The 15483-nt window shown below is 46.2% G+C and carries 14 protein-coding genes and 1 pseudogene; 10 read left to right on the top strand and 5 right to left on the bottom strand.

Annotation, left to right across the window (positions count from 1 at the left end; translation table 11 throughout):
- The 5 genes and pseudogenes from QUA74_RS05040 to QUA74_RS05020 all read left to right on the top strand — a co-directional run.
- Positions 1–317 (top strand): annotated as a pseudogene (locus QUA74_RS05040) (hypothetical protein); the annotation flags it as partial.
- Positions 318–570: 253 nt separating this feature from the next.
- Positions 571–1362: an ABC transporter permease gene (locus QUA74_RS05035; RefSeq protein WP_333325668.1), complete on the top strand. Its 792-nt coding sequence runs from the start codon at positions 571–573 to the stop codon at positions 1360–1362.
- Between the two features lie 115 nt (positions 1363–1477).
- Positions 1478–2380 (top strand): Rpn family recombination-promoting nuclease/putative transposase, encoded by a 903-nt coding sequence (locus QUA74_RS05030; RefSeq protein WP_333325665.1) that lies wholly within the window; start codon positions 1478–1480, stop codon positions 2378–2380.
- 44 nt (positions 2381–2424) lie between these two features.
- A complete protein-coding gene (locus QUA74_RS05025; protein WP_333325662.1) occupies positions 2425–4419 on the top strand; it encodes a Gldg family protein in 1995 nt (664 codons plus the stop codon).
- Positions 4420–4561: 142 nt separating this feature from the next.
- Positions 4562–5227: a DUF4340 domain-containing protein gene (locus QUA74_RS05020; protein WP_333325659.1), complete on the top strand. Its 666-nt coding sequence runs from the start codon at positions 4562–4564 to the stop codon at positions 5225–5227.
- A 13-nt stretch (positions 5228–5240) separates the two neighbouring features.
- Here QUA74_RS05020 and QUA74_RS05015 read toward each other — a convergent pair whose 3' ends face one another.
- The gene (locus QUA74_RS05015) at positions 5241–5537 is read right to left on the bottom strand and encodes a hypothetical protein (RefSeq protein ID WP_333325656.1); all 297 of its coding nucleotides are present in this window, start codon (positions 5535–5537) and stop codon (positions 5241–5243) included.
- A 77-nt stretch (positions 5538–5614) separates the two neighbouring features.
- On the opposite strand from QUA74_RS05015, the gene QUA74_RS05010 reads away from it, so the two are divergent.
- The 4 genes from QUA74_RS05010 to QUA74_RS04995 all read left to right on the top strand — a co-directional run bounded on the left by QUA74_RS05010 (position 5615) and on the right by QUA74_RS04995 (position 10069).
- Complete coding sequence (locus tag QUA74_RS05010) at positions 5615–6745, top strand: ABC transporter ATP-binding protein (RefSeq protein ID WP_333325653.1); 1131 nt, start codon at positions 5615–5617, stop codon at positions 6743–6745.
- 203 nt (positions 6746–6948) lie between these two features.
- Positions 6949–8079 (top strand): spermidine/putrescine ABC transporter substrate-binding protein, encoded by a 1131-nt coding sequence (locus QUA74_RS05005; protein WP_333325651.1) that lies wholly within the window; start codon positions 6949–6951, stop codon positions 8077–8079.
- Positions 8080–8234: 155 nt separating this feature from the next.
- On the top strand, positions 8235–9146 hold the full coding sequence (locus QUA74_RS05000; protein WP_333325648.1) for an ABC transporter permease: 912 nt from the start codon (positions 8235–8237) through the stop codon (positions 9144–9146).
- A gap of 77 nt (positions 9147–9223) precedes the next feature.
- The gene (locus tag QUA74_RS04995; protein WP_242725017.1) at positions 9224–10069 is read left to right on the top strand and encodes an ABC transporter permease; all 846 of its coding nucleotides are present in this window, start codon (positions 9224–9226) and stop codon (positions 10067–10069) included.
- Between the two features lie 149 nt (positions 10070–10218).
- Here the strand turns inward: QUA74_RS04995 and QUA74_RS04990 are convergent, their stop codons facing one another.
- The gene (locus tag QUA74_RS04990) at positions 10219–11037 is read right to left on the bottom strand and encodes a fatty acid desaturase (RefSeq protein ID WP_333325643.1); all 819 of its coding nucleotides are present in this window, start codon (positions 11035–11037) and stop codon (positions 10219–10221) included.
- A 357-nt stretch (positions 11038–11394) separates the two neighbouring features.
- The gene (locus QUA74_RS04985; RefSeq protein ID WP_333325639.1) at positions 11395–12207 is read right to left on the bottom strand and encodes an acyl-CoA desaturase; all 813 of its coding nucleotides are present in this window, start codon (positions 12205–12207) and stop codon (positions 11395–11397) included.
- A gap of 80 nt (positions 12208–12287) precedes the next feature.
- Here QUA74_RS04985 and QUA74_RS04980 point away from each other — a divergent pair, with 80 nt between their 5' ends.
- The gene (locus tag QUA74_RS04980; protein WP_333325636.1) at positions 12288–13535 is read left to right on the top strand and encodes an aminotransferase class I/II-fold pyridoxal phosphate-dependent enzyme; all 1248 of its coding nucleotides are present in this window, start codon (positions 12288–12290) and stop codon (positions 13533–13535) included.
- Here the strand turns inward: QUA74_RS04980 and QUA74_RS04975 are convergent.
- Positions 13525–14262, bottom strand: a complete 738-nt coding sequence (locus QUA74_RS04975) for a DevA family ABC transporter ATP-binding protein (RefSeq protein ID WP_333325633.1) — start codon at positions 14260–14262, stop codon at positions 13525–13527. The two genes, QUA74_RS04980 and QUA74_RS04975, sit on opposite strands and share 11 nt — an antisense overlap.
- A gap of 61 nt (positions 14263–14323) precedes the next feature.
- A complete protein-coding gene (devC, locus tag QUA74_RS04970) occupies positions 14324–15478 on the bottom strand; it encodes an ABC transporter permease DevC (RefSeq protein ID WP_333325631.1) in 1155 nt (384 codons plus the stop codon).
- Between the last annotated feature and the right edge of the window lie 5 nt (positions 15479–15483).

The following is a 15483-nucleotide window of genomic DNA, read 5'->3' as shown; positions in this document are numbered from 1 at the left end:
TCATTGTAGAAACACCAGAGTTGATCGAGTATTCTGCACCAGAACCCGAAGCGATTTTAGATTCACCAAAGTCGATCAAGCTTTCTCAGCCAGAACCGATTGTCGAAAATCTCGAAGTTTCAGAAACACCAAAGTCGAGCCAACCTTCTCAACCAGAATCCCCACCAGTGGTCAAAAATCGGCCACTTAAAAAAAAGCCACAACCGACTAGCGATTCTCGACCAGAACAGCCACCTCTTACCAAAAAGCGACAAATAGAAAGAAAGCCACAGGATAGCGACGACCGCGAAACACCACCCGCAGGCGACTCAGAATGAACCAATTACCAATTACCCATTCCCCCTTCCCCATTGGTATCAACTTAAGGTCAAACGTAGTCACAGACTGCTGTTTGACGATTAAGCCCCGATCCCCCCTAGCCCCCCTTAAGAAGGGGGGAACTGGAACAACTCAAAGTCCCCCTTCTTAAGGGGGATTTAGGGGGATCTAGACTCGGCTATAAACGAGAGATACAAAGGCTTTCAGGCTTAAGTTGACACCATTCCCTATTCCCCATTCCCAAGGTTAGTAATGATTAGTAATATTGTCGCAATTTACCGCAAAGAACTACAAAGCTATTTTGCCTCACCATTAGCCTATGCCATAGCAGCAGTCTTTTGGCTAATCACCGGCTACTTTTTGATAGCCATCCTCCTCGCCCCCGACGGGTTAATTCCCCAAATTGGTCAGCGAGACCAAATGGGAATTACCGAACCTCCCATCGACGTAGCCTACGAATTCCTGCAACTCTTCCTGCGAATAATGGGTTCCCTTTCCTTGTTCGTACTACCCGCACTCTCAATGGGACTTTACGCAGAAGAACGCAAACGTGGAACCTTAGAACTATTAGCCACATCGCCCTTAACAAACTGGGCCGTTGCTACGGGCAAACTCCTCGGTGTTTTAACATTTTATACCACAATGTTGCTGCCCCTGCTGTTCTGCGAGGCGATCGCCCTCAGTTCCTCAACCCCACCCGTACCCCCCGGAGTTCTTCTGCTAGGACACGGCGGCTTAATCTTACTAGCAGCAGGAGTATTGTCGCTCGGAATGTTTATTTCGTCCCTCACCGACAGCACAATTTTATCAGCCATCCTCACCTTCGCTCTAGTATTATTTCTCTGGGTGATCGATGCAGTCGCCGTCAGTATCGGTGGCCCCTTTGGAACGGCATTAGGACATTTGTCGCTCCTAACAAATTACACCAATCTTGTCAAGGGAGTTTTCGATACCAGCAGTTTAATTATGTTTGCCAGTTACATCATTTTAGGAGTATTTCTGACCGCCCAATCCATCGATGCCTTGCGATATCAGCGTTCTTAAAAACATTAGGGAAGACAGAGATAGAGAAGGTTATTTTTGCCGAAGTAAAGACAAGTAAAAAGCAAAGGGAAGGTTATTTTTTCCCTACGAATCATTCTACAAAACACCTCAAACAATGAGATTTATCAATCCCAAAATCGACTTTGCGTTCAAAAAAATATTCGGTTCCAGCGACAGCAAAGACATCCTGATTAATTTTTTAAACGCCATCCTTTATGAAGCACAGCCGGTCATCGAAGACTTAGAAATAATCGACTCCCAACCAGAACCTCAAACTCTCGCAACCCAAGACACACACCTAGATGTCAAAGCCACAATTAACGGCGGCAGAATCGCCCTAGTTGAAATTCAACTGATCAACGTGCCTTCCTTCGGGAACAGAGTTTTGTACAACGCTGCCAAAAGCTACAGCCAGCAATTAACAGGAAAAGAACGCTACGAAAGACTAAAAACAGTAATTTCTTTGAAAATTGCCGACTTTGAAATGTTTGAAAATCAGCCGGAATTTATGTCGCGGTTTGTTTTCCAAGAAAAAGAGCAACAGTTTGAGTGTCCCGATACTGAAATAGAATTAGTATTTATCGAACTGCCAAAATTTAGCAAGGAATTAGCAGAATTAGAAACAACCGCCGACCAATGGATTTACTTTCTCAAAAACACCAGCACTCTGGAGACAGTACCAGAAAGACTGAGTACAGTTGCCGAACTTCAGAAAGCTTTGAGAATTGCCAACGAGGACAACTTCACGCAGCAAGAATTAAATGAATTGGAGAAGCAAGAACTGTGGATTCAAGACCAGCAGATTGCCATAGATGTAGCAAGAGAGCAGGTGATAAAAGCCGCTCAACTATCGTTAATATTGCGTCAGCTAGTGAAGCGCTTAGGCACAATACAACCAGAAACCGAAAACTGCATCCGTCAATTAGGTATACAGGAATTAGAAGAACTAGGAGATGCCGTGATCGATTTCAACAAGCCGTCAGATTTAACAGCATGGTTGCAGGCTAATGCGATATAGAATAACATCCTCGACCCGGAATTTTGTCACGCAATATTTACCTTATGAAAATTAGCAAAACAAATTGGAAATACGTTTTTTTGCTGGGTCCCCTCCTCATCGCAGCGGGGGTAACAGCAGCACTTGTATCTGGAGTATGGGACCCCCTGACAGTCGGTTTAGTTATTGCCGGAGCAGTGACGATCGCCCTTTGGCTGCTATATTTGAGTTACGAACAAAGCTTTTGGGGGCAGCGTTCCACTCAAGCCAGCACCAACGCCCTGATTGCCACCCTCGCCGTCTTTGTGATTCTCGGAGTAATTAACTTCATAGCAGTTCGCTATCCCGTCCGCATCGACTTAACCGAAAGCCAACAATTTACCCTCGCCCCGCAGACTCAACAAATACTGCGAAATTTGCAACAAACAGTCAAAGTTTGGGTGTTTGACCCCATCCAAAACCCCCAAATTAAAGAATTGCTGCAAAGCTACAAACGCGAGGGAGGCGAAAAATTCCAATTCGAGTTTGTTGACCCGCAGACCCAACCGGGAAAAGCGCGGGAATTTAGCATTACCAGCATCGGAGAAGTTTACCTGCAATCCGGTGACAAAAAACAAGCTCTGCAAAAAGGTGGCACTGCTTTTGGTAGCGACCCAAATCAAGGTCTTTCAGAGATCAAACTTACAAATGGCTTAGAAGAAATCCTGAGCACTCGCGTTGCTACAGTTTACTTTTTGCAAGGCAAAGGAGCCCGCCCGCTACAGGAAGGTCAAGGCGGAATTCAGCAAGCTGAAAAAGCTCTGAAAGATAAATACTACAACGCCCAAACGCTGAATTTGACCGAACGCAAAGAAGTGCCAGAAGATGCAGATGCTTTAATCATTCCCGGCCAGGACAAACCGTTTTCCGATACAGAAATTAAAGCACTAAGAGCTTATCTCGATCGCGGCGGCAGTTTATTGTTAATGGTAGACCCGGCAATTGATACGGGATTGGACAAACTTCTGCAAGAATGGGGGGTCAAACTAGACACCCGTTTGGCCATCGATGCTTCGGGTACTGGTCAAAGATTTGGCCTGGGCCCCACGGTTCCCACCGTCAGGCGCTACGGCGAACATCCGATTACTCAAAGTTTTGGCAACGGTATTTCCTTTTATCCATTTGCGCGTGCTTTGGAAACCTCGCCAGTACAAGGGATAGAGGAAAAACCGCTGATTTGGACAAGTCAGGAAAGTTGGGCGGAAAGCGATTTGACGACTAAGAAATTGGAGTTTGATCAGAAGACCGATCGACAAGGCCCGCTATTATTAGGTGTAGCTTTAGTTCGATCGTCCACTGACAGCACTCCCTTAAAGCCCTCACCTTCACCAACACCAACTTCGCCCTCGCCTTCACCCCAAGCATCGCCGACAGATTCACCATCACCGACAGATTCACCATCACCGACAGATTCACCATCACCGACAACTTCACCATCACCGACAACTTCCCCATCACCGACAGATTCACCATCACCGACAACTTCCCCATCACCGACAGATTCACCATCACCGACAACTTCCCCATCGCCGACCGATTCACCATCGCCGACAGATTCCCCATCGCCGACAGATTCCCCATCACCGACAACTTCGCCAACAGCTTCCCCAATCAGCTATTCGGTGATTGTCTCGCAAGAAGCAACGCCTCCAGGATTACCGACGACTTCGCCAACACCGACAACTTCGCCAACAGCATCTCCCACAGCATCTCCCAGTCCAACCGCAACTCCTTCTGTGCCTTCAGCTTCTGGAAAAACATCGCGAATGGTAGTAATTGGCACATCTCAATTTGTGACTAACGGTTGGTTTGACCAACAACTCAATAGCGACGTGTTTCTCAATTCAGTCAGTTGGTTGAGTAAACCAGACCAGCAAAGCTTTTCTATTAGTCCGAAAAAAGCTACCAACCGCCGCATTAACATGACGGCCATTCAAGTAGGATTGCTGGTTTTAGCTTGGCTAATTTGGCCTTTACTCGGACTGGGAATTGGTGGCGCTATCTGGTGGAAGAGAAGATAAGTTAGTTGACTATTGATTGTTGACTGTTGACTGTTGTCAGTTGTCATTTGTTAATCCTTTGCTGTGGCTAATAACAAATAACCAATAACATTAATCAACAGTCAACAGTCAACAGTCAACAATGCCCAATGCCCAATGCCCAATGCCCAATGCCCAATTCGCTGTTACTATGAAATTGCAGAAAAATACATTAGTATTGATAGCCGTCGCGTTGAGCATGACTGGGCTGGTTGCTTTGTTCGAGATGCAAGTGTCTCCGAAACAAGAAGCCGCTAAGGAAGAAAAACAGAAAATTTTTGCTTTTAACTCCGATCGCATACAATTCTTTACAGTCAAAACTCCCGAAAAAATATTGACTTTTGAAAGAGTTTATGCTACAAAAGGAGGCAAGTCTAGCTGGGAAATGAAATTGCCAGTGCAAGCACACGCGAGTCAGGCATCGGTGGATTTTTTATTAGACAGGCTAGCAACAGGAAAGAGCGATCGCACGATTAATATTACTGCTGCTCAACTGCCAGAATTCGGTCTCGACCAACCCCAAGCTACAGTCACAGTAAAACTGGACAACCAGGAAACTCACCGCCTAGTTTTAGGCAAAACAGACTTTAGCGGCCGCTTCTTGTACGCTCAAGCCAATCCGCCGGAAGCGCCCCCTCAAAATTCAGCCGAAAATTTGCCCGTGCTGCTAGTGCCTTTTGACTTTAAAAATGCCGTCCAGCGACCTTTGTCAGAGTGGAAAAAAGCAGAAGCACCCAAAACAGAGAAACCGCAAAAACCCTCTCCTACGCCAAGTCCTGAGAATCAATAGATGGCCGATCTATCTAAGATGTTGCACCATTCTCAATAAGCCTTTTATGAACAGGCTTTCCGGCCTGTTCCACAAAGAGTGAATTTTCTTGTGGAACAGGTCGGAAAGCCTGTTGCTGACGCAAGATGCCTGTTCCACAAAGAGTGAATTTTCTTGTAGAACAGGCCGGAAAGCCTGTTGCTGACGCCAGATGCCTGTTCCACAAAGAGTGAATTTTCTTGTGGAACAGGCCGGAAAGCCTGTTGCTGACAATGGTGCGCTCTGGGATAGAATTTAAAGAACAAATCCCAAAACCTGTTACATCCAACATTCCTCACCTAAAATACAGAAAAGTCTAAACTTAAACTGTATTTAAGTGGCGTGCATTACCCCCAGGAAAGGGCGAATATGTTTCAGACAGCACTCAACCAAGGTACGACAGCAACGGATACAGCGCTTGACGTTGAACTCCGCAAGGTCTTTAAGGTATTTAACGGCGAAACCGCAGTCCGCGGAGTTGACCTCAACATCCGCCAAGGAGAATTTTTTAGCATCCTCGGGCCCAGTGGCTGCGGCAAGACTACGACGCTGCGCTTAATCGCTGGGTTCGAGACTCCCTCGGCGGGTGAATTGATGATTCGTGGCCAGTCGATGACCAACACTCCAGCTTACCGCCGTCCGGTAAATACTGTGTTTCAAAGCTATGCTTTGTTCGGACACATGAATGTCTGGGACAATATCGCTTTTGGATTGCGGATCAAAAAGCTGGGGAAAGCGGAAATTGAAGAACGGGTACGAGAAGTTTTGCAATTGGTGAAAATGGAATCTTTCGCCAACAGGTTTCCCGGTCAAATGTCGGGCGGCCAGCAGCAGCGGGTGGCTTTGGCGAGAGCTCTAGTAAATCGACCGGCGGTTTTGCTGCTGGACGAACCTCTGGGTGCTCTGGATTTGAAGTTGCGGAAGCAGATGCAGTTGGAACTGTCGAATTTGCATCAAGAATTGGGTTTGACTTTTGTGATGGTGACTCACGACCAAGAAGAGGCGATGAGTCTGTCTGACCGGATTGCGGTAATGCACGAGGGGAGGATTGAGCAAATTGGCTCTCCTGAAGAAATTTATGAGTGCCCGCAGACGGCTTTTGTGGCCGATTTTATTGGCGATACGAATTTGTTTTCTGGTACGGTGGAGTCGATCGACCGATCGACTATCACAGTTCGCACCTCAGCCAATCTGAAAATAGTCGTTCAGCAGTCGGATATGTGGAGTGGTGTCACAGGCGACTCGGTTGTGGTCAGCGTTCGGCCCGAAAAAGTATATTTGAATCTCTACCAGCCGGAAGTGTCGGTCAACTGTTTTGAAGGGCGGCTCAAAAATACTATGTACATGGGGACGCACGTTCATTACGTGGTTGAGTTGTCGTCGGGCGATAAAATTACGGTGCGCCAGCCAAATACCGGCGGTTCTTTCCCAGACCCGCACACGCCGATTTACGCTTATTGGGGAACTACTGATTGTCTCGCTTTGGGCGATCGAGCATAATTGGGAAACGAAGGAAGTTCGGCAACGGATTCGCTCGACGGATGTAACGGATGTCAAGAAGAAGGAAGAAGGAAGAGGGGGAGAATGGGATAATTTCCTCATTACCAATTATTCCTTATTACAAATTCTCAAATCTAAAATCGAATTTCCCAATCCCCAATTCCCCAATCTAAAATCTAAAATCTAAAATCTAAAATCTAACTGTGCCTCCGACTAACTTACCAATTTCCAGGATTTTTCCGGCTAATTCTACACGCCGTCAGTTCCTAAAAAATTCGGCGGCGACAATTTCCGGTTTAGCTGTTTCGAGTTGTGGCTGGCGACTTGCAGACGTACAATCTGCCCCTCCCGTCAAAGGTAATGCCGACCAACTTTTCATCTATACTTGGGCAGGCTATACCGATAACGCTTTGCTCGATCGCTTTGCCGAAAAAACCGGCATTCGCGTGGTTGCAGATGTATTTGACTCCAATGAGGCGATGCTGGCTAGAGTTCAAGCTGGCGGTGGCCGGGCCTACAGCATCATTTACCCGTCTGACTACATGGTGATTCAGATGACGGAACTGGGGCTGTTGAGCCCATTAGACCACTCGATTTTGGGCGGACTCGATCGGCTCAAAAAACAGTTCCAAAACCCTGTTTATGACCCAGGAAACCGCTACAGCGTGCCTGTGAGTTGGGGAACCACAGGCTTAATTTACAACAGCGAACAACTCAAAGAAGAGCCAGAAGATTGGGACTATTTGTGGCAGCATAAACAGGAGTTAGCAAAGCGAATGACGCTGGCAAATGATGTTCGAGAAGTGATGGGTGCTGCGCTGCGGATGTTGGGCTATTCTCTCAATTCTACGAACCAAGAGCAAGTGAAACAAGCTTACGAAAAGTTGGTGGAGTTAAAACCGGCGATCGCATCTTTTACCACTGATGCTTGGCGGCCGCAAATGCTGACGGGGGATTTGAAGGTAGCTATGTGTTATTCTTCTGATGCTAATGAGGTAATTCCAGATAATGACAAATTGCGCTATGTTGTGCCAAAAAGCGGTTCTTCTCTGTGGACTGACACTTTAGTAATTCCTAAAGGTGCTCCCAATCCAGAAGCAGCTTATAAGTGGATTAACTTTATGCTGCAAGCGGATGTCGCTGCTTCTTTAGTAGAACGGCTCAGTTTCTCAACTCCTTCGGAAGATGCTTTTAGTTTGCTGACGCCGGAAGTCCGCGAAAATGAAATTCTTTTCCCTTCCGAGGCTACTTTGAAAAATTGCGAAGGTGTTGCTCCGGTAGGAAAATTTATAGACGTGTACGATCGCTATTGGACTCAATTAACCAGCGGCTAATCATCAAACCGAGGGCGGGTTTTACAGGCAATCTCTAATTATAACCCAATATTTACACAATACTCGCCCCCGCACAGCAGATCGCCCACTCTATCCGTATTATATCCGCGTTAATCCGCGTTCATCAGCGGTTAAAAACTCAAAAAAATTGATCTATGGCTGTTTCAACTAGAACTCCCCCTCCTATTCCTCCCAATTCTTCTTTGAAGGCTGAAACGGTTTCCCCGTGGTCTGCTTGGGCGGGGCCACTAACATTGCTCGGCCCTTCTGGCTTGTTGCTGCTTTTATTATTAGTAATACCAACTCTGGTGATTTTTCAGCTTAGTTTGGTGCCGAATATTAAACCGGGAGATTTGGTGAATCCTTCGGGAATCGGCAACTACCTGCGAGTGTTTGAGCCACTGAATTTGCAGGTGATTGGTCGATCGCTCTTTTTCGCAACGGGGACTACTATTCTGTGTTTGCTGCTGGGATTTCCCGTCGCTTACTGGATCGCCCTCAATGTCTCGAAAAAGTGGCGGAATTTAACTTTGTTAGGCTTTGTGTTGCCGCTGTGGACTTCTTCGCTGTTGCGATCGTATGCTTGGATTACAATTCTGCGTCCTACGGGGGTTCTCAACTCGCTGCTGGCACTTGTAGGCATTCCTCCTCTGGAATTGCTCAATCAAAGTTCCGCAGTTCTCATCGGTATGGCTTACAGTTATTTGCCTTATATCGTGACCATTCTCTACGCTTCTTTGGAAAAGTTAGACCGCAGGTTGCTAGAAGCATCTCAGGATTTGGGCGCGAATCCAGTGGAAACTTTCTGGAAAGTGACAGTACCTCAGACGATGCCGGGAATTGCTGCGGGTTCTTTGCTGGTATTTATTAGCAGTTTGGGCGATTTTGTCGATCCGGAGTTGCTCGGTGGAGCTTCGAGCATGACGGCGGCTCGTTTGATTTACAATCAATTTTTGGGGGCCACTCAAAATTGGGGGCTGGGTTCGGCTCTGAGTATGGTATTAATCTTTGCAGTGAGTATCGGAATTGCCCTTTTGCTCAAATATGGCGATCGTAATGCAATCTAAGTTAGTTGACTGTTGACTGTTCCAATAACCAATAACCAATTACTAATTACCTATTACCTATTACCTATTACCGAGAAATGGAAAAGACCGCAGAAAATCCACAGGAGGAAATACAAGCCGATATGTACTTAAAACCTAAATTTAAGATTTCTTGGCAGGTGATATTTGCCGTTGTGATGTTTTTTTATATGTACCTGCCCATCCTGGTACTCACATTTTACAGCTTTAACAAATCGCGTTTTAGCGCCGGCTGGGAAGGATTTACTTTAGATTGGTACGTTAAATTATTTAGCGATACGCGGATTTTAATTGCCCTAAGAAACAGTTTAACAGTGGCTGTTTGTGCAGTTGCAATCTCGGCTGTACTCGGCACTTTGATGGCCGTTGGTTTAGCCCGCTACCGCTTTCCTGGCAAGAATTTATATCAGGGAGTTTCCTACTTGCCGATTATTATTCCAGATATTGCGACCGCGGTTGCTACTCTGGTATTTTTAGCGGCGCTAGCTATTCCTCTGAGTTTGTGGACAATTGTCGCCGCTCACATTGTGTTTTGTCTCGCTTACATCGCTCTAGCTGTTTCTACTAGATTGGCAGATTTAAACCCGTATTTAGAAGAGGCTGCCTTGGATTTGGGTGCAACGCCTGTTGAAGCTTTTATTCAGGTTTTGCTCCCTCAATTAATACCCGGAATTGTTTCAGGTTGTCTGCTGTCCTTTGTCCTCAGCATGGACGATTTTTTGATTGCGAGTTTTACCGCAGGTAGCGGGACTACAACTCTACCGATGGAAATTTTTAGCCGCATTCGGACTGGGGTAAAACCTGATATTAATGCTCTGAGCGTGCTGTTGATAGTAGGTTCGGGAGGATTGGCGTTTTTAGCGGAATATTTGCGCGGCCGGGGCGAGCAAAAACGGGCTCATTAGTCATTAGTCATTGGTTATTAGTCATTAGTCATTAGTCATTGGTTATTAGTCACCCAAAAACCCGGTTTCTTTGAAAAACCGGGTTTCTGAAGCGGTAAGGTACGCAGTTGACACCCTACAGAGGTTCTGCGTCTAGGACTCAATGGCTGCTATTTTGCTGCTGGTAATTTCACCTTAGTAGCCAAACCTAGTGCTTCCAAAACTTGAATTGTCATCCAAGTGAAGTCAATTTCCCACCATTTCATACCGTGACGCGCAGAGTATTGAAAAGCGTGGTGGTTGTTGTGCCAGCCTTCGCCGTAAGTCAAAACCGCAACCCACCAACAGTTAGTAGAACTATCTTCGGTTTCGTAAGTGCGGTAGCCAAATTTGTGAGTGGCGCTGTTAACAAACCAAGTGCAGTGATATACCGCAACTAAGCGGACAAAAATTACCCAAACTACAAAAGGCCAGCCTGCTGCTAAGTAAAGCAACACGCCAAATGCGATTTGAATGGGGAGAAAGTAGTTTTGCAAAAACTGGTAAAAGGGGTCGCTCGAAATGTCTTTTGTGCAGCGGGCAATTTCAGCGTGAGCTGGACCTTTATATAGCATCCAGCCGATGTGACTCCACCAAAAACCCTTTTGGGCATTGTGAGGGTCGAGCGCATTTTGGTCAGAGTTGGTGTGGTGCAATCGGTGCAGCCCAACCCAATCAATTATTCCTCCTTGACAGGCAAGGGCTCCGCAAAATGCTAGAAAGTATTCTACGAATTTTGGTGTCTGAAAACTGCGGTGGGTGAGCATACGATGCCATCCCAGAGTTATTCCCAAACCGCCGGTTATCCAGTGCATGAATACTGTTAAACCAACTGCTGTCCAATTGAAGTTACTGGGTAGCAGTGCGAACAAAGCGCCGATATGAAGTCCTGCTAAACTAATAACGTGCTTCCAATTGTATTGGAGTTTTTCTTGCGTTGCAATTGTCATTCTCTTTTTGATTTCTGATGAGATGCCGAGCTAGATTCACGCATAATAGTTGGGATTGAGCAGTGAACTTTTTTCCTGCACTCTTGCCCAAACTAATAAAGAATCAATGATAGATTTGGGATTAGGATTGAAAAAGATTTACGGTTGTATTTTGAAAATAAAAAATTTGGCTGCCAAACAAAATTTTTTGTTCCCAATTATATTATAACTGATTCTGGTTTTGGTTGGGTCGATCGCACCCGAGGATGAGAACTTACTTCAACCCAACCAAAACCTGACCGCAAAAACAGGATTAGGCATTGGTCAAGAGCCATTAGTCCAGAACTGATGACCGACAACCAAGGACTAATTGCCCAGCTATTTTTCTGCTAATTTCACTTTGGTTGCCAAACCCAGTGCTTGCAGCAGTTGAATTGTCATCCAGGTGAAGTCGATTTCCCACCATTGGAGACCGTGGCGAGCCGAGTATTGAAAGGCGTGGTGGTTGTTGTGCCAGCCTTCGCCGTAGGTGAGCAGGGCAACCCACCAGCAGTTCGTCGATCCATCGCCCGACTCGTAGGTGCGGTAGCCAAATTTGTGGGTAGCGCTGTTAACCAGCCAAGTGCAGTGGAACACCACCACGATCCGCATAAACACGCCCCAAACCACAAAAGACCAGCCGCCTAATAAATAAAGCAACACACCGAAGACAACTTGGATGGGGATAAAATATGCCTGGAGAAACTTGTATACTGGGTCGTCACCGATGTCTTTAGTAAAGCGGGGGATTTCAACTCTGATCGGGAGATCCGAGAGCATCCAGCCCATGTGGCTCCACCAGAAGCCTTTATTGGAATCGTGGGGATCTGTTTCGGTGTCGGAATGTATGTGGTGTAACCGGTGCATTCCTACCCAGTCGATCGGGCCACCTTCACAGGAAAGGGTACCGCAAATAACTAGAAAATACTCTAGCCATTTCGGTGTTTGAAAACTGCGGTGGGTGACGAGGCGGTGATATCCGAGAGTAATTCCTAAACCACCTGTTACCCAATGCAGGAAGACTGCTAGCCCGACAGCAGACCAGCTAAAATTACTCGGCAGCAAAGCAAATAAAGCACCGATGTGCAGAAAGGCCATAAAGCCTACGACAGGCCAATCAGGAGAAGTTTTTTTGGAAGTTGCAATCGTCATGAATATATTATGTTTACAAACTAGGGGCCGCATCTACGCCATAATGAACAGCGCGCACGCAAAGGGTGAGCGAGGTATAGATGAATAGCGTTTCACGGCTACAGGAAGCAGAACAGGCACTCTTTCAGATTTTTTCTGGTATTGACACTACAGTCAAGCAAAATCTTCAACGAGTGTTAAAAGCTTTTCGCAGCCACCGGGTTGGAGTCCACCATTTTGCAGGGGTTACGGGTTACGGCCACGATGATTTGGGTCGAGAAACTTTGGACGGGTTATTTGCCGAAGTGGTAGGGGCAGAGGCCGCGGCTGTCCGGGTACAGTTTGTTTCGGGTACTCACGCGATCGCCTGTGCTCTTTTTGGCATCCTGCGTCCTGGTGATGAAATGTTGGCAGTGGCTGGTTCTCCCTACGATACTTTAGAAGAAGTGATCGGCTTGCGGGGGCAAGGTCAAGGTTCACTGTCTGAGTTTGGCATTACTTACCGTGAGTTGCCTCTAACTCGCGAAGGAAGTTTGGATTGGCAGGCGTTGAGATCTACTATTTCAGCAAAAACTCGCCTGGTTTTTATCCAGCGCTCTTGCGGCTATTCTTGGCGGTCGAGTTTGTCTATTTCTGAGATTGAAAAAATCGTCGCCATAGTTAAACATCAGAATCCTAACACAATTTGCTTTGTTGATAATTGTTACGGGGAGTTTGTCGAGGATTGCGAACCTACTGCTGTGGGTGCAGATCTGATGGCTGGTTCTTTAATCAAAAATCCGGGGGGTACGATCGTCCCTGCTGGAGGTTACGTCGCCGGGAGGGCTGATTTAGTGGAGGCGGCAACTTGTCGCTTGACGGCGCCAGGAATCGGCAGCAGCGGAGGCGCAACTTTTGATTTGAATCGCTTGCTGTTTCAGGGTTTGTTTATGGCTCCCGGTTGTGTGGGGGAGGCGATGAAGGGAAATCATTTGACGGCTTATGTTTTTTATAAGTTGGGTTATCGAGTGAATCCTATGCCTTTGGCTAGAAGACGAGATGTGATTCAGGCGATCGAATTCGGTTCTGCTGATAAGTTAATTGCTTTTTGTCGGGCGGTTCAGCAAAATTCCCCCGTCGGTTCCTATTTAGATCCGGTGCCGGCTCCGATGCACGGGTATGAAAGTCAGTTAGTGATGGCTGGGGGTACTTTTATTGATGGGAGTACGTCGGAGTTTTCGGCTGACGGGCCTCTGCGGGAGCCTTACGTGGCTTTTTGTCAGGGGGGGACTCATTGGACTCATATATCGATCGCCTTGGAGGATGCGATCGAGGCTGTGGGCCCAGCAAATAAAGTGACTAAGGACTAATTACCAGACGCGGATTTGTTGCCAAACGACCGTCTTCCATGTAGATAATTCGATCAGCAATATCGAGAATGCGGTTGTCGTGCGTGACTAGCAAAATCGTGCAACCCTGTTCTTTTGCTAGTTTTTGCATAATTTCTACGACATCTCGCCCGGATTTTTTGTCCAAAGCGGCGGTTGGTTCGTCCGCTAGAACTATTTTAGGGCGGCTGACTAACGCACGGGCGATCGCAACTCTTTGTTTTTGCCCTCCCGACAAATTTTCGGGGTAATAATTAGCCCGCTCTCCCAAACCCACTGCTTCTAACATAGCTATTGACAAAGCATCCATATTCTGATTTAGCATTTCTGTGTGCAGTTCCAAAGACATTCGCACGTTTTGCTTGGCTGTCAAGAATGTCATCAAGTTATGTGCTTGAAAAATATAGCCAATTTGCTTTCTGAGTTTAGTTAACTGAGTTTTGCTAGCTCCGTGTATTTCTTGCCCAAGAATTTTGAGACTGCCTTCTTGAGCCGAACGCAGCCCGCCTAACATTGTCAATAAAGTTGTTTTGCCGGAACCAGAGGGCCCCGTCATAATGACTATTTCTCCGGGGTTGATGTCGAGATTTATGTCAAATAAGGCTTGTTTTTTGAGAGAGCCTTGACCGAAGTAATGGTTGAGGTTTTGGACTGAAATTACTGGTTCGGTTGCGGTAGTTGGGTTAGCGGGAAAATTTAGGGTTTGCATGGTGATTTTTGGGAGTTTTTTTGACCGCAGATGCAGGCAGATTAACGCTGATGAACCCAGATTAGAAGATGTCTGCGGGGTCGGCTGATTGGAGTTTGCGGAGGGCGAGGGCGCCGGAACCGGTACACATCACGATCGTCAAACTTAACACTACAACCGCTCGATTTGTTGTCATCGCAATTGGCAGTAAAGTGGCAGATTGTGCTAGCGAATACAGTCCGTTGGCTAAAACAATTCCCGGCATAAAACCTAATACAGCTAATAGCAGAGCTTCCTGAATTAAGACTCCGACTAAATAGCGATCGCTATATCCCATTGCTTTTAAAGTCGCATATTCCGCTAAGTGATCGGAAACGTCCGAGTAAAGAATTTGGTAAACAATAATCAGACCAACAACGAATCCGATAATTGTACCGAATCCGAAAATAAAGCCGATCGGAGTAGCATTTGCCCAATAACCTTTTTCAATTTCTGCAAATTCTGCTAGGGTTAAAACTTTGACATCATCGGGCAATATAGCTTTGAGCATTGACTGGGTTTTTTTGATATCGGCATCGGGTTGTAGCTTGATTAAGCCGACATCAACTTGATCGGGTGTGCGATCGGGAAATAAGTTCATAAATGTAGAATCGCTGGCAATGACATTGCCGTCAGCCACGAAGGAAGTACCGAGAGTAAAGACTCCTCCTACTTTAATATTGCGTTTATTGAGTTCGGTTTCGAGGGTAGATTGTTGGTGAAAAATATTGGCAATCTCGCCGTATTCTGGTCGAGAAGATTGGTCAAACAACACATGATTAAACATTTGAATTTGAGGCAAGTTTTGATTGACATCAGGCAAATTAAATGTTATGTTTCCGGGGTCGATTCCAAAAATTAAAATCGATCGAGTAGTGCGGGTTGTGGGATTTCGCCACTCTCCCATACCAATATATAAGGGAGTGACGAATTTTACTCCTTCTACTCCTTGTGCTTGGTAAAGTCGCTCTCGGTTGAAGTCTTTTACCGCAGCAAAAGTTTCAAATTGAGGATTGATTAAAACTAAATCTGTCTGTAAACTTTGGTGCGGCTTAACGGCAGAATCGAATAGTGCATCTTGAAATCCCAGTTGCACAAAAATCAGAATATCTGCAAAGGCAATTCCTGCTATAGCAACAGCGAGGCGGGTTTTTTCTCTAGTTACTTGCAACCATGCCAGGGGTGTTTTGCGAAACATAAATT

The organism is Microcoleus sp. LAD1_D3, assembly GCF_036702135.1.
In the GTDB taxonomy this organism is placed as follows: Bacteria; Cyanobacteriota; Cyanobacteriia; order Cyanobacteriales; family Microcoleaceae; genus Microcoleus.
This window is presented reverse-complemented; position numbering and strand designations above follow the sequence as displayed.